We start from the raw sequence: 20,435 nt of genomic DNA on the forward strand, positions 1-20,435 counted from the left end.
TCGTTATTAATAAGGAGGATGTTGAAAATATTTAGGTAGAATTAAATATAGTTGAATTCTATTCTTTGTGAGTAAAGTAATATTACATAGGAGTTGTGGTATTAAATGGCAATTTTTCTATCGGAAGTTACTAAAGACCAAATTTGCAGTTTAATTGAAAGTGAAGATTTTAAAGCATTTCATGCATCAATAAGAAGAGAGTTTGATATTGAGGATATAGAATATGATCTTTTACATATAGACCGAGTTAATGCGGGAGATGGTTATGTTGGTACATCAATAAATGCTAGAGTAATATTTGAACGGTGGGAGAACATAAAGGAACTTATCTTAGTGGTAGAAGGGTTAATGCAATCTATTAATTCTAAGTTCTCAAAAGTGCCAGATATATATTTTGAAAGAGTAATTGAATTAAGTGTTAAATTTGCATTGGTGCATGAATTGGTTCATGTGCAACAATTTAAAAATGGAAAATTAACCGAGGAAAAAATGGAAGAGATGAAGAGTATCCCTTATGAAGAAAGAGAAATTGAAATGGAAGCAAATACTATCGCTAAGGAAGTCATGGGTAGAAATAATGAGTTCGATAAAAGGATTATTGGATTATTAACATCAAATGATTCCATAGACAATGATAATTTGCATAGTATATTGGAGTTATTTGGTAAGTAAGTGTACTATTCAAAAGCTAAAGTCACTAAAATTGGAGAGTAAGGGATATAAAAAACAATTTGGTGGTGCAGGAATATTTATACTACTAAGTTAGTTATTAATAAGATTTATTGTCTTCATGTGAATTATTTTGCCATATTAGGACTAACACAAAAAACGATTGATGTAAAAAATGTAATTAATGTATATTAAAGGTAAATAAATTAAATTACCTAAGTTAAATAAACGTATTTTTATGAAAGATAGAATTGAAAGAATATTAGATATATTATAAACTAATATAAAGAAAATTTTTCCTTTTTTACTTATTCCATAATGACCACAAACCTTTCGGGTTTACGATTCATTACAAAGAAGTGTATAACGCATATACGCTTATTTGTATTACGAATGTATTCCTGGGAGGTTTTTTGCGTTGTAGGAATAGGACAAGTATTGAACTAACAAGGAAGTGATAGGATGTCTTAACTTTTTAAGAAATGTAGTAAGGAAGTAAGAATTTTGAATTTCAAAATATAAAAGAAGGTGGAAAAAGATGAGAGGAGTAGGCTCGTCTTTTTTATTTCGAAAGGAGAAGGACATGGGTAAAAAAATTATGGTGCAATCTGTAAAGCTCGTAAAAGATAGTAATCGTATTTATGATATTGAGAAAAAGAAAATCACTTGTCCAGCGGATGCTGTACGCTTTGCACAGATTATATTTAATATAGAATCAAGGCCAAATGAAATTTTTGGTGTCTTTAACTTAAATACAAAGAATGAAATTATAGGATGTAGCATTGTGTTCGAGGGTACAGTTGACTCATCGTTGGTCCATCCGAGGGAAACTTTCCGCACGGCAATATTAAACAATGCATCTTCTATTATATGTTTTCACAACTCCCCTTCAGGCCATAGTGTGGAATCCCATGAAGATGTCCAAGTAACTAAGCGATTAAAAGAATGTGGAATTATTATTGGTATTCCTCTTCTAGATCACGTCATCATTGGAGATAATATTTATGTAAGTTTATTGAAAAAGAGGATTATCTAATACAAAGCAATAAGCCAACTATTTTTAAGGGTGTGTATGAAGGAATAGGAAGATTCTAAAGCGTTTATTCGCATGGATCTTCCTATTTTTTTATTTGTAAGGGTGATTTATAAATGTAATCATAATATGTGATTCGTGGAAATGGACAGATTAAAAGGTCAGAAATATAGGATAAGAAAAAAGAATGTATGCCTAATAAACTAACAAGATAGCTCTAACCTAAAGCGAGCAAAATTAGCTTAAAGGCTTTTGATATGAAGGAAAAAGAAGCAGCAAGCTGCTTATGTGATAAAAAAGTAGTAGTAGAAAATCCAATAGCATTCAACGAGCAAACTTTGGAGTTAGTAAACCATTTGTAGCTGGAGGGAATAATGCGGGGATTGAAGATTTGAATACACAACTTGTTCTCAAAGCAATGGAAATAGCCTTAGAAAAGAATGCGCCTAAGGTGAACGTAAACGTTTAGAACAAGTATTAGCTAAATATCGAAAAGAAGCTTAAGTCAAATGAATTTTCTTCCCTAAAAGAGCTGTTCCATTGTTATACATATGAACCCCTCTTGAATATCAAGGAGGGAACGGTATAATCTCGTTTGGGTTCGAACCAGCGACCGCTACCTTGTTAAGATGGCGGTCTTTTTGATATATTAATCTTCTTTCTGTATTATAAATTCCCAAAACTTCTTTAATTCCTCTCGCTTTTGAGGAGTCGCATTTTTTATATCTTCAAGCCATTGATAAAGCTCAGGATCTTGTATGTCTGTAACTTGTCTCATTTCAGTTGTACCGAGGAGGTAATCAATTGATACTTCAAAGAAAGTCGCTAATTTTATCAATGTATTATAATCAGGTTCTCGATTTCCTTGTTCATACATTGCATATGTAGTTCGAGCAATCCCTAGTTGTTTTGCCATGTCTTCTTGACGCAGTTTGCGTTCTTTTCGAAGAGTGTGTAGTCTAGTGCCAAACATATGCTACCTCCTTTTAGGTGTTTTCTAAATCAATTATAACGTCACAATATGTAACATTTAATAAAGTACACGAAATGTGTAAAAAATATTGATTTTAAACTTATTATTATGTAATATAATCATTAGTTACACATTTTGTGACAATGAAAGAGGGGGAATAATGAGGTTTTGGTTATTGGAAAAACGTAAAAATAAAGAGAAAACACAAGATTATATTGCATGTAAGGCAAGAATATCTAGAAGTATGTATGCAATGATTGAAAATGGTGAAAGAAATCCAAGTGTTCCTGTCGCAAAGAATATAGCTAAGGTACTAAATTTTGATTGGACTCTTTTTTTTGAAGAGTAATGTCACAATACGTGTAATTAATAAGGGGGATTTCATCTCTATATTGTTTCCCTAAAACGAAATAATATATTAATTATTTTTAAGAAAATATTAGATAAAGGAAGTGTTCAATATGAATATGAAAACATTTGAAATGCGTGAAAAACGATTAGCAGAACTATTAGGTGCAAAAGTACTATGGGAATTTATAAGTGCTGTTACAGAGGAAATTGAAAAACAGGAATTAGAGTCTACACCAGGTTTGTTAGAGGATCTATTCATACACGTGAAAGAAACCATTCAAATTCAAAATATGAATCAGCGCATAACAAAAGCCCCTGTAAAAACAGAGGCTGAAGGTATAAATAAAGATACATTATTTATGGAAGCATATGTAGAGTTAATCAATCATAAGTTTGTTATTTCTGAATTAGCTGTAGAGCTTTCATCTGTTCTAAAAGAATTAAATTGTTTTGTTCAATCATCTTTGCCACAGCTTCAAAGTGAGCTTGATTCTCAAGAACCTCAATCTGCTTCTCTTTAGGGAGTGATTGAAGTATTTCTTTTATTTCTTTACACTCGTATATGTTATTCTCCGAGTCTTCAATTAATTTATTGCGACGATTGGTGTATTCAAGTGCACCTAAGGTCGCTAATGCGCGAGGATCTAATCCTAGAATTTCCATGTATTCCTCTCCTTTCCTCTACAATAATTCGATAGGGGGAAGGAGATTCCTTTAATGAATTAGTAGAGTCTTTATGTAGCTATACAAATTGTTAATGTTTAGTAGACATGTTACCAAGCAGGAATGTAATAGAATTAGACTTTAAAGAGCTTCTAAAAAAGATCAAAAGAAAGGGGAATCCAGTAATTCTCACTCTTTTTCCTTAAATAATCTACATATGATACGGTTGTTTTCTTTTATCATGAATTTTACATTGGATTCTTTGGGGAAGATTAGGTAGATAAAGGATATGGGGGATGAATGAATAGATAAATAAAATGAAAGAGAATTGTAAGAATTACAGGGATTGTTAAGGGGTTATTAGGTGGGAATTTTCAAGTACTTAAGGGTGGGAAGATGTGTATCAATCATTACTTAAAAAGTAAAAGATTAGTCATTAAATAGGGAGAAGTGTCTAAGTTAATTGTATAGATGAAAAAACGGAGCATATGAAATTAAAGCATGATGAAACATGTTGAAATAAATAGAAGGAGATCTTTAGATAGGTTAAGCAGAGAAATAAGACATGCTGAGAAAGTGGCTATTGAATTCGAAGAAGTTAAAGTGTGAAAAGTGTCACTTATGTTAACTTGAATATCTACTACTTATTTACTCTATATAAAAAAGCAGCTGCACAAAAGTACAGCTAGTTTTCTTCACAAATTTATATAGCTTTAATGACAAATTGAGATTGAGGTATATATAGTAATTGAGCTGTTAAGGAAGTTGTTGTATTAACAAATGGGTATGCTTCCTTATAAAGAAAATTACTATACACTATTTCATTCATTTCATAGGTCGTACACAGTTTTTTTAGGATTTTTTGAGAAATTTTATTTGTACAAGCAGCAATAAAATCATAATCTCTTTTACTTATTTCTTGAATGGCATGTGAAAGAAGGGTAGTGACTATACCACTTCCCATCCAATCTGGATGACAAGCGCCCATATCTAGATAGACCAATTTTTCTTTATCTAAATGAGAAAACTCAATAGATTCTGTCTCTAATGTATCTAAAAGTTGAAAAATAGGTTCCATTTGCGGGCATAGTTCAATCGCTTTCTCTGTATCTATTAGTGGCTGGGTTACTTTTTTTGTTAAAAGAACTCCAACAATTTGAAAATTTTCTATTGCTACAAATGACATGCCTTGAGATACAGCTTGTTTCATCATTTCTTCGCACATTTTGTGAAAAGAAGCAAAAGGAATTTGTAAATTGCTTACAAGAGGTTCATTATTCACAAAAGAATGTGCAAGTAAATGTGCTGCATCTTTCACGTGGTGTGTATCAAGTAGCTCTATATTCATATGTTTTTCCTCTTTCCTGATATAGTTAATAGTAATTAAAAGGATTAAAAATTTTATTTCATTTAGTTAAGTTTAACTATTAAAGCGCTAACAAAAATGGTTATTAAACATATGAATGAATCTGTTTAGTAGCAATCGAAATATGTTTATAAAGAAATCCTACGATATCATCTATACATTCAACAGTTGTATATGGAGAGATAGAAAAGAATTTTAATGTAGAAATCGGATTTCTATCATAACTGTTTATTACATCTACTACACAAGAACGAGTTGTATCACCAAAAAATACTTGATCGCGATTTTTTCCTAGATAATTAAATAGTTCTATATTTAACCGGTTTGTATCCTCAATCTCTTCTTTTGTTGTAAGGCCTATTCGTTCTTTTTCCCAATTTTCTTGGCTATCTCCATTTAGATAGAAACGGAAAGTTGTAATTGGTCCATATGTAAAATCATTTGTGATTGCGACTTGAGGGAGGGCCTTGCGCAACTTGTCTCTAAATAATAGATTTACACGAATATAATTTGCTAGTAGTTTTTGATATCCTTCAATTCCAAAGGCTAATAGATTGATATACATCGGAATAGCACTACCAGCTCGTGAACATTCTAAAGTATATCCTGTATGATAACTCCCATATGATCTATTACCAAGATAAGGTGTATCATCTTGTTCAATATCCATCAGTTGTAAATCAGTATGATTTTTTACGATTAAAATACTTGAAGCATAAGGTGTTTGTCCTAATTTATGAAAATCAAAACATACACTATCTGCAAGGGACATATATTGCATTTTATCTTGTACGTATTGTAAGGCATTTTTTACATTAGATTCAAATGAGAGTGGATTTTCTTCAAAACTATAATTATTAAAGAAACTATAGAATCCGCCCATTGCAGAATCAGCATGGATATAAATCGGTTTTAATTTATATTTTTTCTGTATTGCTTCAGCGCTCTCTTTAATTTTTCTTATATCATCAATAGTAAATGTGTCTGTTGATCCCATGGTAGCTAGAATATAAAGGGGGATACCGCCATTTTTAATAACTTGTATCATTTTAGCCTCTAAGTCTTCTATATCCATAGAACTTGTATAAGGATCAGTTTTCACTTTTATTAAGTAATTTGACCCAATGCCAGTTGCTTCAGCTGACTTTAATAAACTATAGTGTGCATTTTCAGAAGCAAAGCAATATACATTTTGTGGAGCACCATGTTCTTTTGCTAATGGGAATTGTTTAGAAATTGCTAAACGTAAGCTCGAAAATACACAACCTTGTCCACCCCATGTTGTATAGCCGCCGCTATTATGTGGATTATAACCTATCAGTTTTGAAAGCATGGATACAACTTTTACTTCTGCTTCTGCTGCCCCTGGACCATATACATCCCAAACACCATTACCATTTAAAAGTGCCATTGTCATTACCCCTAATAGTGAAGGTATACTTGGTAGTGGTACAGCGTTAGACAAGTAATATTTATTTGGATACGGATGACCATTCATAAATTGGTTTAGCTCTTCTATAACCTCAGACATAGTAATTCCAGCTAGTGGAATATGACTTTGGTGAATTAAGTCATTGTAGTATCCTTCTGATTTTTCCTCACATTTACCTAAAGTAGCTCGCTCTTCATTTTTTAATTGGTCAAGATTTTTAATTATTTTCTGCATAGATTCTAATAATAGTTGTTGTTTTTCTTCATTTCCGTCAACGCTCGGAAATAGTTTTAAAATATCTTGCATGCAGTCACTTCTCCTTGTGAAAAACTGGATTTTTATTTTACTTGGTTAAACATAAGGGTGTAATAATTTGTAATTGCCCTTTAGAATGCTTAGAAATGAGGAGCTATTTAGAAAAAAATGTAATTCCATAGAAGATTATATGAACTATGGAATTTAAAGTAAAGAAAAATTTTTTGATTAATTTTTAAAAAAGTAATTGTGAGATAATGAAGTTTCTAAAAATATTTCTGAATTAATTGTTTTTTTTGGTTTGCATGATACTCTAGCATGTATTCAACTAATGTAGTAGATATTTTAATATAATTTAAACCAATTATAAGGTAGTTGAATATAAGAGCTCAACTACCCTATAAACTGTAGATATTGCTGAGAAAAGGGAAAAAATAAGGTGGAAGTGTTAAAGATATGTTTTAGTGGAGAAGCAGTAATGGTATGGATTTGGTAGCTAAATCAGTTTGATTTTTATGGGAGAATAACGAGCTGATCAAAGCTTTTTAATGAATTCAATTTCATTATCTAATAATAATGGACGAGTTAAGTGGGAAGAGTTTTCTTCAACCTGAGTAGAATTTTTTGCACCAGGAATAGCAACTGAAACTGCTGGGTGACTTAAAACATAACGTAAAGCTACTTGCGCTAAACTTCGATTTGAACGTACAAGTGAACGTAATTTCTCTACTGTGTTTAAGCTATCTTTAAACCATTTTTCTTTTGGCCAATCTTTTCTTAAATCATCGTCTGGAAATTGAGTTTCATGATTAAATTTCCCAGTTAAAATTCCCATCTTAAGTGGACCTCTTATCACAGCACCTAAATTATGTTTTTCAATATAAGGAAGGATGTCTTTTTCGGGCTCTTTATTCAGAATACTGTAATCGAATTGTACAACATCTAAATCATCATTCTGATTAAAATGTTTAATATAATCTAAATCATTAGTAGAAACGCCAACTGCTCTCACTTTGCCAGATTTTTTTAAGGTTTGGAATGCTTGTAGAAAGGCTTCTGTTTCTTCAGGTTTATCCCACCAAATATGACAAAAGTACACATCTATATAGTCAGTTTTAAGCCGCAGTAAACTAGCCTCAAACGCATCAATGATCTTTTGAGGATCTCCATAAACGGCTGGTTGATCGGGGTCATAATGATGACCAATTAAACCACCTTTTGTAGAAAGGATTATATCTTGCCTGCGATTATTTATAGCTTTTGCAACGAGTGTTTCACTATGACCTAATCCATAAACATCAGCAGTGTCAATAAAATTGACCCCTAGATCAATTGCTTTCTCAATTGCATCAATGGATTCATTATCTTTTACTGCACCCCATTCATCTCCACCAATTGCCCAAGAACCAAATCCTATCTCTGAAACTATTAATCCTGTGTTGCCTAATAATCTATATTCCATTATGTACGGACTCCTCCTTTACAGTTTATGTTATAAGAAGTATATATAGTGACCAGTTGGAATATTCTTGAATTTATTTCGGAGAATAAATTAGGCAATTTACTTTAATAAATATATGCAAGAATACTGTATAAAAAGAAATTAGAATTATTAGTGAAATGGTTTTTTATGCTTAAATTGAATAAAAGTATGAACTGTTACAGTATAAATATGAGTTTTATTCATAATTTTAATAACTATGCAATAATTGAAATAAATGTTGAATTTAGTCGGAAAATATAGATTTACAAATTGCAGAATATGTACATATAGTTGTAACTGTAAATATTATCCGTTTTTAAATATTTATAAAAGGAGAAATTCATATGAAAGAAATACAAGAGAAATATGAAATTGTAGAAGAATTGGATGCAACGGTAGGCCAAGAAGCATTATGGATAGCTCATCAAATGGAAATAGAAAAAGGAATGAACAATGAACCGATTATAATAAAGTTAAAAGGAAAACTTCAGATAGAGGTTTTGGAGAAAGCGCTTACCATAATAGTGCAATCACATCCGGCGCTACGTACAATATTTAAGAAGAGGGATGAAAAAATAAAGCAATTAATTCAAAAGAATGTAGAATTTGATATACCAATTAAGGATTTAACTGCTTTTAAAAACACACAACAAAAATCTATTTTTAAAAATTTCTTAGAATCTATAGTGAATGAGAAATTTAGTTTAGAGGAGGGGCCTTTGTTTAAATTCCACATCATTAAATTCAGTGAAGATACATTTATTTTACATCTAATGTTTCATCACATTATTTACGATGGATGGAGTTTAGGAGTTTTCATCCGACAATTATCCAATACGTATGGTGAATTACTTCAAGGAAAGACGAATGTAAAATTTGAATCTCCTTATAAGAACCTCGTAGAGTATGAGGAGGGTTTTATTGATAGTGCAATATATAAAGATGGATCATCGTATTGGAAAGATTATTTACAAGGTGAATTAACTCCTACAGAGTTTCCTATTGATTTTAATAAAATGAATGAAAAAAGATATACAGATAAAAATATAAGTAAGAATATTAATTCGGCTTTATTTTATCAAATACAATGTTTTGCTAAAAAAAATAATATAAGTATTTATCGAGTAATGTTAAGTACTTATTGTACCTTACTTCATCAAATGACAAATGCTGAAGAGATAATTGTTGGTATTCCAATTAATACTAGACCACATACAGAAGAACGAAATACTTTTGGTTATTTTGTTAATACAGTACCTATACGTATAACAATAGAAAAGGGAGAGACATTTAAGGGGATACTTAATAAAGTTAATAAATCTATTCATCTAGCTATTACGTATAAACATAATCCTTACTCACATATAGTAAAAGATTTAAATCTAGATACAAATCATAATATGGTATATTCCACAGCATTTAATACGATGAAGATACCGGAATTAAAAATTCCTGATATTGAGTCAACAGTTTTAACAGATTGTAAAAGAGTAAATCCTTTTAATATGACTTGGAGAATAATGAGGTATGAAGGGGAAACAGAGAATAAAATTGAGGTTGACTATAACTCAGCATTATATAAACCAGAGAGTATTAGTGATTTAGTTGAAAGATATATATATTTGTTGCAAAAACTAATGAAGAATGTGAATGAACCTATTCATTCACTGGATTTGCTTTTAGAGAAAGATCATCGTCTATACAAAGAAATGAATTCAAACGCTCTTACGTATCCTAATTCAAAAACACTAGATCAATTAATCGATCTACAAACATTAAAATCGCCAAATCAAATAGCAATTTCTATGGGGGATAAATCCATTACCTATTATGAATTGCAGCAAAGGTCAAATCAAATAGCGAATTATTTACGTGAAAATGATTTGAAAAAGGGACAACGTGTAAGTATTACAATGGAGAGAGAGATTGATACCATTGTATGGATTCTAGGCATCTTAAAATCAGGTGGAGTTTATGTACCAATTGATCCAAAGTTTCCTGAAAAAAGAATAGAATACATCTTAAAAGATAGCGAAAGTCAAATGATTATTACGAAGAAAGAATACAGGGGATTGGTTGAAAGTTTTGCGATTCATACAATTTATCTAGAAGATTTTCATTACGCTAATTCCATAGAAAATATTGCGCCTACACATACCATAGAAGATGCAGCTTATATTATCTACACGTCAGGTTCAACAGGTTTACCAAAAGGAGTCGTAGTACCACATAAAGGCGTAATTAATTTATCATATTCAGTAATCAATACATTTCATTTAGGCAAAGAAGATGTATTTTTACAATTTGCAACGATCATTTTTGACGCCTCCATTATGGAAATATTTCCGATTTTGCTATGTGGAGGAAGAATGCATTTAATTTCTGAAATCGAAAAACGTTCAGCAGAGGAATTTATAAATGTAAGTCAAAAGAATGGTATTACAAATGTGGTTTTACCAACTGCGTTTTTTAAATTAATAGCTGATATGCCAAAAGAAATGTTACTTAAATTAAATTCTGTAAAACGTGTATTTGTGGGAGGGGAAACTTTACCTGCTGAATCAGTTCGTAAATGGCAAAGCAAATTAGGGTTAAAGATTCCAGTTCTTAATGCATATGGTCCTACTGAAACTACTGTATGTGCAACGATGTATGAAGTAAATGGTGAGATACAAAAAGAAATCTCTAATATCCCAATAGGTAAACCAATTGCTAATAGTGAAGTTTTCGTGGTTAGTCCGTTTAATACGTTATGTCCGTCAGGTGTAGTAGGTGAGTTATTTATTGGCGGTGATGGAGTTGCCAACGGATATTTAAATCAAAAGGAAAAAACAAAAGAGGCGTTTATTTCTTTCGATAAATCCTATAATCATGATAAAAAGATGTATCGTACTGGAGATTTAGTACGTCTTTTACCGAATGGAAATTTAGAATTTATCGGAAGGAAAGATAATCAAGTAAAAATACGTGGGTATCGAATTGAGCTGGATGAAATTGAAGGAACATTATTTAAACATCCAGAAGTGAGAGATGCTGTAGTATTTACTTATCAAAACGACAAAATCGTTAGCTTTTATTTATCAAAAGACAATACAGAACTAAAACAAGAGGCATTAAAAACATTCTTAAGTGAAAGTTTACCAGATTTTATGATGCCAAATTATGTATTTCACCTTGAAAGTTTTCCTGTATCACCAAGCGGGAAACTTGATAGAAAAAAATTAGAATTACAAATCCCATCTTTACTTGAAAACATGCAGAAGCAATATGTTCCACCGATAAGTGAAACAGAAAAAAGATTGGCAAAAACATGGGCAGCGATTTTAAATTTAGGGAAATATAGAATCGGCAGAGATGATGACTTTTTTAAACTTGGGGGACATTCATTAATTGCTGTGCAAGTGTTAAATCAAATTCAAAAAGAGTTTCATCTAAAAATTGAAATTAGAGATATTTTTGAGCATACAACGATTGCTAGTCTGTCTGCTTACATCGATAAATTAATGGCAGTAAATCATGATAGGGAAGAACAGGAGACGCAAGTATTAAAAGTTGCAGATAAGGAAAGTTATCAATTATCAAGTGCTCAAAAAAGAATCTGGTTTTTAAATAAGTATAACGCCATTAATAGAGTATATGATACACCACTACACATATATATTGAGCCGAGTTTAAAAAAGGATATTTTACAAGATACCATAAGATTTTTAGTTGAACGACACGAGATGCTACGAACAGTGTTTATTGAAAGAAATGGGGAGCCTAGACAAGTCATCTTAAACTCAATAGCGATTGATTTGATTCACGATGAGATTGAACATATGTCTAAAAAAGAACAACAAGAATATATACGTACAACAATAAATCAAACGGATCATGCACCATTTGATTTAGAAAATGGCCCTCTTTTTAGGATTAGAATTTTTAATCTGAATAAGAAAAAATCTTATTTATATATCAATTTACATCACATTATTACAGATGAGTGGAGTGTAAGGAATTTATTAGATGAATTAATGAAGGTATATAGTGCCTTTGCAAAACGTAGAAATCCTGAGTTGCCAACTATCTCTAATCGATATGTAGATTATGCTGAGTGGGAACAGGAGCAGTTAAATTTAGGTCGGTGGGATACGGAAAAATCTTATTGGATGGCCGAACTTGCAGCACCTCTTCCTATACTAAATCTTCCTTTGGATTTTAGTAGGAATCGTCAAAGTACAAATAAGGGTACAGTATTTGAAATGAAGTTAGATAATGAAATGAAAGAGTCTTTGAAACAAGTATGTGAACAAGAGAATGTTTCTATGTATATGTTATTTTTAGCAGCGTATATTCAATTGTTACATTATCTAACGAATCAAAAAGATATTATTGTAGGTACACCGGTTGTTGGAAGGAATCATCAAGAATTTGAACAAATACAAGGATTTTTTGTAAATACCCTAGCAATTAGAACACAATTAAATGATGTGAAAAATTTAACACAGCTATTACAAGTAGTGAGAGAAAAATGTTTGAATTCTTTCCAAAATCAATCGTACCCATTTGATAAAGTAATTGAGCAAATAAATCCTGATAGAAGCTTTGGGAATAACCCGATCTTTTCTACTATGTTTAGTTATCAGAAAGAAATTCTGCAGCAACATGATGCGTATAAGCTTCAGTTGTTACCTAATAAACAAGATATTAGTAAGTTTGACATTTCTTTAGCTGTTGAAGAAGGATTGGATTATGTAGGGGTTTCATTTGAGTATGATTTTAATCTTTTCAAGGAAGAGTCAATTAATAGGTTTACTCAAAATTTACTTACTATACTGGACGCCTTTATTCATCGAAGAACAGTAGCATATGAAAATCTTTCATTCCTATCACAGGAAGAAGAATCTTTATATAAAAAGGTAAATCATACAGAAAGACCATATCCTTATTTTCAAAATATACAGGAGCAATTCCATATGCAAGTAGATAGACAACCCAATCGGATTGCTATAGCGACTGAAACGGAATCTTTAACATATAGACAATTAAATATGAGCTCTAATCAAGTAGCTCAACATTTACTCGAAAATGGTATAAAAAGGGGAGATAAGGTAGCCATATTTTTAGATAGAAGTATGAATAGTATCGTTTCTATGCTTGGAATATTAAAAGCCGGTGCTGCCTATATACCAATCGATGTAAAATACCCTGAGGATAGAATAAATTATATAGTTCGTGACAGTGAGGCATGTAGAATTATAACGAGTAACAAATACAAAAGTCATTTGAATGTAAGTAATTATAAGATTTCAATAATAGAGGATATATATCGTGCGACTATAAATGATGATGTGAAAATTTTAAATAAACCATATGATTTGGCATATGTAATTTATACTTCAGGATCAACAGGTAAACCAAAAGGTACATTATTAACACATAAAGGAGTATTAAATTTAGTTGAATGGAGAAATGAAGTATTTCAGATTTCTTCAAATGATAAAGTAACACAGTTTTATTCCCATAGTTTTGATTCTTCAGTATCAGAAATTTTTTCTACCTTGTTAAATGGGGCGGAACTATATGTATTAAGTGATGAACAGCGCTATTCAACTGTCGCATATGCTCAAGCCATTCAAGAAACACAAGCAACTATTTCTGACTTACCAACAGTATTTTTCAATGAATTATCGACTTCATTAACGAAACTGGATTGCGAAAAGATACGTTCTTTAAGATTTATAATAATGGGAGGGGAAGCTGCATCAACAAATGCTATTAGAAGTTGGCAAAGTACTTTTAAAAACCAAGTACAGCTGGTAAATGAGTATGGCCCTACTGAAGCAACCGTTTCAGCAATGTATTATTTCATACCAGTTTTAGAAGGCGACAATAATCTTTTAGGAAGTATACCAATTGGTATTCCTATTTCTAATACAAAGGTTCATATATTGAATTCATATATGCAACATTGTCCGGTAGGGGCTATGGGTGAATTATATATTGAAAGTTTAGGATTGGCCCAAGGGTATTGGAAGCAGGAAAAAAAAACAAAACAGGCATTTATTTCAAATCCATTTTCAGAAGACAATAGTAAAAGATTATATCGAACAGGTGATTTAGCAAGGTGGTTACCAAATGGAAATATAGAATTTATGGGAAGAAAAGATAAACAGGTTAAAATTAGAGGGCACAGAATTGAATTAGGAGAAATAGAAGATGCAATGTTACAACTTGAGGGGGTAAGTCAGGCTGTGGTAACACAAACGAAAGATGGAATGTTACTGCAAGCTTATTATAAAACAGTGGACGGTATAGGGATAGAGAAAAATAAGTTAGCAATACATTTATCAAATGTATTGCCAGAATATATGGTCCCTAAATATTACTCTCATGTCTTAGAAATACCAATAACGGCGAATGGGAAAATTGATTTTGAAAAACTACCAGAAATAGAGTTTGATCATGAGCAAAAGGATGAGTGTATACTTAAGCCTCAAACTAAAGTACAAAAAAACATTGCAAAGGTATGGTCTGAAGTTCTAAACGTAAAATCTATAGGTTTAAAAGATGATTTCTTTAATTTGGGTGGACATTCTTTAAAAGTTATGCCGGTATTAGTCAAATTAAAACCGTTATATCCTAACTTGAAAATTCAAGATTTCTTTAAGTATAGAACCATAGAAAAATTAGCCTCTCATATTGAAGAGATGGAAGATATGTCGTTCAAGAAAGAGAAAAATATGAATGTAGCATGTAGGGAAAATGAAACGAAAACGACTCCTGTTTATGAAACAACTAAATTAGAAGAATGTGAGTTAGATATGGTGAATTATCCAAAAGCAGTTTTCCTTACAGGGGCAACAGGATATTTAGGAGCACATATTTTAGAACGATTATTACAGTTACCATCTACGACTATTTACTGTTTAGTAAGAAAAAATGAGGATCAAGTAATTGGTGCAAAGTTAAAAGAAAGAATGGAGTTTTATTTCGGTAAAGAAATTCTCCAAAAGTTGAAGGTGAAAGTAGAGTTAATTGAAGGAGATTTATCTCAGATGAATCTAGGTCTAGATTCAAAGCAATTGGACCATTTAAAGAATAAGGTAGAGTCAATCATACATTGTGGTGGAGAAGTTAGACACTATGGAGAACGTGAGCATTTTCAAAAGGTAAATGTTCAGTCTACAAAATACTTATTGGAATTAGCTAAGAACACAAATGCACGTTTTCATTATATATCGACTTTAAGTGTAGTAGGTCAGGCTGAAAGCGATCCAAAAGAATTTGAATTTTTTGAGTCTAATTTTGATAGAGGACAAAATTTAGATAATCTGTACCTAGAAAGTAAGTTTCAAGGCGAGAAAATGGTTAGAGAAGCAATGGAAAAAGAAGTTCGTGCCACAATATACCGTGTAGGGAATTTAGTGGGTAACTCTAAAACAGGTAAATTTCAATACAATATTAATGAAAACGCATTTTATAGATTATTAAAAGGGATATGCCTATCTAGCATAGCTCCTGACGTCAATACGTATGTAGATTTAACGCCTGTAGACTATGGAAGTTTAGCTATTACTGAATTATCTTATAAGGCCAATACAGTAAATAAAACCATGCATATTTGTAATCCAATTCAGCTAAAATGGGAACAATTTATTAATAGTTTACAAGCTTTTGGATACGATATCCTGTTAATGAAACAAGAAAAATATATAGAGAAGTTTTTTAATACGAATTTAACTACTGATGAACAGAAAGCTTTAGAGCTCATAATGCCTTTATTAGAATCTGTAGAAGAGCTATCAGTAGCTATACCATCTTGTTTATACACGCAAGGATATTTGAAGAACATACATTGTTTAGAGCCAAATCAAGAGTATATCAATTTGTTATTAAATTATGCTATGAGTATAGAGTATTTACCATTAATTAAAGAACCAATACTGTTGTAGTATACTCTATCTATTTTGAGCAAAAGAAGGGTTTCACTTCGAAACTTTTTATTTAAAAATCTTAATTATTTGAGTACAAAAAATAAAAGATTGTATAGCGGAGAAGTAATAATGAAAAAGAACCTGTTTTCTATGGAAAACAGGTTCTTTTTTTGGGGTAAAGATAATTTAGGGATACGGAAAAAATCCTTCCCAGTATGATTGGGATCGCACTATCAAGAATATAAATATGCAATTATGCATATTTATATTGAATATTTTTAATAACATTAAAATCTAATATATAATTAAAAAGTTTTTAATGAATTGATAAGGAGATGCGAGTATGAAGAAAGTCATAGGACTTATTGTATCATTATTTTTATTATTTTCTACCTATGCACCAACATTTACAGCAGCAGCCGAAGTTTTAAATAAAGTAGGCTGGGTGAAGGAGAAAGAGAATTGGTATTATTATGAAAAAGATGGCAGTAAAAGAACAGAAACAATCACATTAGATGGAATAGAATATGAATTCTTCAAAGATGGTAGGTTGTTTGAAGGGAAAAAACAAGTCGGAAATGAATGGCTTCATTATAAAGAACCTGGAAAATTACAAACCGGATGGAGTTTTTCAGGAACAGCTTGGAGTTATATACGTGATGGGAAATATGCAACAGGTGTTATTACCTATCAAGGGAAACAATTTGAAATTAATAAATATGGGGAAATGGAAAAAGGATGGATTACATTACGTTCTAAAATTAAAAGAATGTATCCTAAACCAGAAACAAAATTTTTATTGGAATCAAAGCCTGTAAAAGACGGAGATATATTAGAGGTTATTGGTAAACAAGGTATTTGGTATCAAGTAAAATACCAAGGAGAAATAGGGTATGTAAGAATATTTGAATCCGTAGTCATAGGAGAAAATCCCACACGTTCTTGGGATGTTGTAAAAGAAGGAACAAGCCTCACGCGATTTATACTAACGGAGTATAAAAAAGATCCAGAAAAATACTTTCCTCCAAATGTAATTAAAAACCAGGAGAAAGAAATTCACGAGTTAATTGAGAACGTAAATAATGTGTATTATGATTTCCAACAATTAAAATCTATGTTGTTATTTGATAATGCAAAAGGATGGGTGCAAGAAGAGGGGAAATGGACGTATTATTTAAAAAATGGAAGTCGTGTAACAGGCCTTCAGACTATTGATAATAAACAATACTATTTTGGACCTGATGGCTTTATGCAAACCGGTTGGGTTGATATAGGTGGCGCGAAATATTATGCGAATAAATCCGGTGCGTTACAAAAAGGTATTCAGTATATTGATGGTAAAATGCATTATTTTGATAAAAGTGGTATCTTATCCCGAGGTATGCAACAAGTAGATGGAAAACCGTACTACTTTAGTTATGAAAGTGAACCAAAAAGTGGTTGGATGAAATTAGAATATGATTGGTATCTGTTACATCCAAATGGTGCCTTACAAACAGGAGATTTTACCTATAAAGACAAGGTTTTCTCTTTTAATAATGATGGAGAAATGATAAAAGGTTGGATCACGTTAGAATCTCTTGTAAAAAAAGTATATCCAGAACCAGACTTAAAGAAAGTTTTACGAGCAAAGCGAGTAAATACTGGAGAATTAATAGAAGTAACAGGAAAAGTTGGTTCTTGGTATGAAGTAAAATATAAAGGTGAAAAAGGGTATGTACGTATCCATGATGCCATTATTTTTGACCAAGAAGCAAAGACACCGTTATCTTTATTAAATGGTAAATTGAAAATTTTTGAAGGTGTTTTTAAATACATCAAAAGTGACGAGCCTTTACTCAATAATACATTAAAAACTCTACAAGATTTAGAAAATAGTACCACTGATTCAATTGAATTGATGAATAATGTTGCAAAAGACGCTGAAGATGCGAAACATGACCTAGAAGAACAGAAAAAACAAATACTAGAATTTGATCAAAAAATGAAAGTCCTGGGAAAAAAAATTAAGAATGACTGGGACCACTTAACAAAAGAAGAGATGCGACAGCTGATAGAAATGTTTCAGGCTGATGCAAAAAGAGCTGGAATTTATGGTGATGATCTTGGACAATATGCAGAAGACCGAGCAAAGCATTTTTCAGAATTAATCCTTAGAGGGTCTAAGGAAATGCTTCGATTCCAGCAAGAAGTGGTAAAATCTCTTGATCAAATGGTAGAGTTTAATAATCAAATTTATGCAGTCATCATGGAAGATACACAAAACGTATTAAAGTTCCAGGATCAATTTAATGTGTATTTAAAACAAACTACAGATGCGTTTCATGAATTAGCAGAGAGTCATAAGCGTATTCAGCAAGTATTACACGACAATGGTACATTTGAGGATTTAGGAAACATTGCAACAAGTACGATTCGATTAAAACACTCTATAGATGCGGCGAAACCTGGGATGGAGGAACTTGTACAAGTAACAAGAAAAAATGTTCCAGTTATAGCAAAAGATTTACAAGCATTTCAAGAAAGAGTACCAGGTATCTATAATGATGTTAATACAGGATTAGACTTTGGAAATGCGTTTATGGGAACAGCTTCAAAAATTGCCCAACATAAGTATAATATCCCTGCAGCGGCAGCTAACATTGGGAATATTAATTTGAATAACGCATTGCGTGATTTAGGTGGAGATCCATCTCGTATTTATAATCGTGCGAATGATGGGGATTTATCATTCGTATTGGGTATTACACCAATAATTGGTACAGGAAAAGAAATTGGACAACTTATCAAAGGTGAAGACTTAGTAACAGGTCAAAAATACGGTCCAGACGATTATGCATGGGGCACATTGGCCGTCGTATCTGGTGGTACAACACGGGTTATCGGTAAAGTTGTAGGGAAGATTGGTGACCTTGAAAAGAAAGGTAAAGCATTAGAGGCGGCTGCAAAGTACACAAATGCTTTTGGTAAAATAAATGCTCGAAACATACCCAATATGTCTAAAAAAGAAATACTAGAAAAACTTCCTGAAGGATGGAAATACACAGAGAATAATGGGTTTGTTCATGTTCGAGATGGTAATGGTACAATAAGGATGAGAATAGATCCACCAGATAAAGTAACAAAATATGATCATGTACATTTATATGATGAGAATAAAAATCCATTAGATGTAAATGGGAGTATAGTAGATGCTAAAAGTCCAGATGCTCATATTCCATATAAAAAGTAAGAATTGAGGTCGAAAATGAACGTACAGAGAATACAAGCAGAATTTGAAAAGTTACACTATTGTGATGCATGGGTTACTAAATTAGTATGCGACTATTTTGGTGATGAGGTACACCTAACTTATAAGGATGAAAATGAGGACGTAGATTTTCAATTTAGCGGTTGCTATAGAATAGATTTCAAACATAGCTTGGGATATGTAAAAGAAAAGCCAATAAAAACATTTACATATGAACAGTTACCATATTTTCTTCATGATATTGAAATCGGTGAAGTAGAAAAAGAGGGCTTGAAATTATATACCTGTAATATAGTTATGCCTCCTATGGAATTAGAAATATGGTGTAAGGATATAAAAATTGAAAGATAAGTATTTGCAGAAGAATAAATGCTAAGTAAATTCTATATTGTTGTAAAATAATTAAACGGACCTTAGATAAACATAAAACTGTGGAAATATTTAATTCCTGCGGTTTATATTATATCAATTTGATTTTCTTTCATATTGATTCTTTATATCTCAACTCGTTTCTGTACCTCTGCAATATTATGAATTTCTTTTTAAACGCTATGCTTGTTATTATCAAGCAGTTGATGTGGGGACAGGTGAAACGGTTGAATTTTAAGTTTAAAGATAAAAATAAATAAGGGGAATATGTTATGAAAGTAACTTGTTTATATAATACCGGCAATGCCCTATCTAAGATAACAGAGGAAACATTTAATTTAACCATTGAAAAAGAGTATATTGTTTATGGAATATGTAAATTACAAAGTGGTGAGTTAACATATTTAATCTTAGGAGAACGTGAAAATATGCCATCATGGTATCCAGCAGAATTATTTAAAATATCCGATGCGTTACAACCTTTAGAATGGTATTGTGCAGAACACAGACAGGTTAAAGATACAACTATAGATTATATATGGGGATATAAGGAGTTAGCCTTGGATGATACACATGCTCTGGGGTTAATAGAAAGAGAAAATAAAGATATGGAACTATTTTTAAAGCGTAAAGCTGAGATTGACGAATTTGAGGAATTGTATAAATAAATTA

12 protein-coding genes and 1 pseudogene are annotated in these 20,435 nt (G+C 31.5%); 9 read left to right on the forward strand and 4 right to left on the reverse strand.

What is annotated here, in order from left to right:
- Positions 1-105 precede the first annotated feature (105 nt).
- The 3 genes and pseudogenes from MHB52_RS30000 to MHB52_RS30010 form a co-directional block, all read left to right on the forward strand.
- Positions 106-672, forward strand: coding sequence for a hypothetical protein (locus tag MHB52_RS30000; protein WP_061663536.1), 567 nt, complete (start codon positions 106-108; stop codon positions 670-672).
- Between the two features lie 580 nt (positions 673-1,252).
- Positions 1,253-1,705, forward strand: a complete 453-nt coding sequence (locus MHB52_RS30005) for a JAB domain-containing protein (protein ID WP_061663558.1) — start codon at positions 1,253-1,255, stop codon at positions 1,703-1,705.
- 260 nt (positions 1,706-1,965) lie between these two features.
- Positions 1,966-2,159: pseudogene (locus tag MHB52_RS30010) on the forward strand (DnaD domain-containing protein); the annotation flags it as partial.
- 192 nt (positions 2,160-2,351) lie between these two features.
- Here the strand turns inward: MHB52_RS30010 and MHB52_RS30015 are convergent.
- Positions 2,352-2,675 carry a helix-turn-helix domain-containing protein gene (locus tag MHB52_RS30015; RefSeq protein ID WP_061663537.1) on the reverse strand — a complete coding sequence of 108 codons (324 nt, stop codon included), beginning with the start codon at positions 2,673-2,675 and terminating at the stop codon, positions 2,352-2,354.
- 160 nt (positions 2,676-2,835) lie between these two features.
- Between MHB52_RS30015 and MHB52_RS30020 the strand changes: the two genes are divergently transcribed.
- The gene (locus MHB52_RS30020) at positions 2,836-3,024 is read left to right on the forward strand and encodes a helix-turn-helix transcriptional regulator (protein WP_061663538.1); all 189 of its coding nucleotides are present in this window, start codon (positions 2,836-2,838) and stop codon (positions 3,022-3,024) included.
- A gap of 112 nt (positions 3,025-3,136) precedes the next feature.
- A complete protein-coding gene (locus MHB52_RS30025) occupies positions 3,137-3,547 on the forward strand; it encodes a hypothetical protein (RefSeq protein ID WP_061663539.1) in 411 nt (136 codons plus the stop codon).
- An 845-nt stretch (positions 3,548-4,392) separates the two neighbouring features.
- Here MHB52_RS30025 and MHB52_RS30030 read toward each other — a convergent pair.
- From MHB52_RS30030 to MHB52_RS30040, 3 genes are all read right to left on the reverse strand, one after another.
- The gene (locus MHB52_RS30030; protein WP_061663540.1) at positions 4,393-5,037 is read right to left on the reverse strand and encodes a hypothetical protein; all 645 of its coding nucleotides are present in this window, start codon (positions 5,035-5,037) and stop codon (positions 4,393-4,395) included.
- Positions 5,038-5,140: 103 nt separating this feature from the next.
- Positions 5,141-6,793 carry a pyridoxal phosphate-dependent decarboxylase family protein gene (locus MHB52_RS30035; RefSeq protein ID WP_061663541.1) on the reverse strand — a complete coding sequence of 551 codons (1,653 nt, stop codon included), beginning with the start codon at positions 6,791-6,793 and terminating at the stop codon, positions 5,141-5,143.
- 484 nt (positions 6,794-7,277) lie between these two features.
- Entirely contained in the window at positions 7,278-8,204 is a 927-nt protein-coding gene (locus MHB52_RS30040; protein ID WP_061663542.1) for an aldo/keto reductase, read from the reverse strand.
- Positions 8,205-8,569: 365 nt separating this feature from the next.
- Here MHB52_RS30040 and MHB52_RS30045 point away from each other — a divergent pair, with 365 nt between their 5' ends.
- From MHB52_RS30045 to MHB52_RS30060, 4 genes are all read left to right on the forward strand, one after another.
- On the forward strand, positions 8,570-16,162 hold the full coding sequence (locus MHB52_RS30045; protein WP_061663543.1) for a non-ribosomal peptide synthetase: 7,593 nt from the start codon (positions 8,570-8,572) through the stop codon (positions 16,160-16,162).
- A gap of 325 nt (positions 16,163-16,487) precedes the next feature.
- Positions 16,488-19,376, forward strand: coding sequence for a pre-toxin TG domain-containing protein (locus tag MHB52_RS30050; protein ID WP_061663544.1), 2,889 nt, complete (start codon positions 16,488-16,490; stop codon positions 19,374-19,376).
- A 15-nt stretch (positions 19,377-19,391) separates the two neighbouring features.
- Complete coding sequence (locus MHB52_RS30055; protein WP_061663545.1) at positions 19,392-19,745, forward strand: hypothetical protein; 354 nt, start codon at positions 19,392-19,394, stop codon at positions 19,743-19,745.
- Positions 19,746-20,035: 290 nt separating this feature from the next.
- The gene (locus MHB52_RS30060; protein ID WP_061663546.1) at positions 20,036-20,431 is read left to right on the forward strand and encodes a hypothetical protein; all 396 of its coding nucleotides are present in this window, start codon (positions 20,036-20,038) and stop codon (positions 20,429-20,431) included.
- Positions 20,432-20,435: the final 4 nt, after the last annotated feature.

This window comes from Bacillus sp. FSL K6-0073 (assembly GCF_038006085.1).
GTDB classification, from domain to species: Bacteria; Bacillota; Bacilli; order Bacillales; family Bacillaceae_G; genus Bacillus_A; species Bacillus_A cereus.

Coding starts and splice junctions, on each gene's coding strand:
- MHB52_RS30015 (WP_061663537.1), bottom strand. CDS start 2,675: ATGTTTGGCACTAGACTACACACTCTTCGAAAAGAACGCAAACTGCGT.
- MHB52_RS30055 (WP_061663545.1), top strand. CDS start 19,392: ATGAACGTACAGAGAATACAAGCAGAATTTGAAAAGTTACACTATTGT.
- MHB52_RS30045 (WP_061663543.1), top strand. CDS start 8,570: ATGAAAGAAATACAAGAGAAATATGAAATTGTAGAAGAATTGGATGCA.
- MHB52_RS30025 (WP_061663539.1), top strand. CDS start 3,137: ATGAATATGAAAACATTTGAAATGCGTGAAAAACGATTAGCAGAACTA.
- MHB52_RS30030 (WP_061663540.1), bottom strand. CDS start 5,037: ATGAATATAGAGCTACTTGATACACACCACGTGAAAGATGCAGCACAT.
- MHB52_RS30005 (WP_061663558.1), top strand. CDS start 1,253: ATGGGTAAAAAAATTATGGTGCAATCTGTAAAGCTCGTAAAAGATAGT.
- MHB52_RS30050 (WP_061663544.1), top strand. CDS start 16,488: ATGAAGAAAGTCATAGGACTTATTGTATCATTATTTTTATTATTTTCT.
- MHB52_RS30060 (WP_061663546.1), top strand. CDS start 20,036: ATGAAAGTAACTTGTTTATATAATACCGGCAATGCCCTATCTAAGATA.
- MHB52_RS30040 (WP_061663542.1), bottom strand. CDS start 8,204: ATGGAATATAGATTATTAGGCAACACAGGATTAATAGTTTCAGAGATA.
- MHB52_RS30035 (WP_061663541.1), bottom strand. CDS start 6,793: ATGCAAGATATTTTAAAACTATTTCCGAGCGTTGACGGAAATGAAGAA.
- MHB52_RS30000 (WP_061663536.1), top strand. CDS start 106: ATGGCAATTTTTCTATCGGAAGTTACTAAAGACCAAATTTGCAGTTTA.
- MHB52_RS30020 (WP_061663538.1), top strand. CDS start 2,836: ATGAGGTTTTGGTTATTGGAAAAACGTAAAAATAAAGAGAAAACACAA.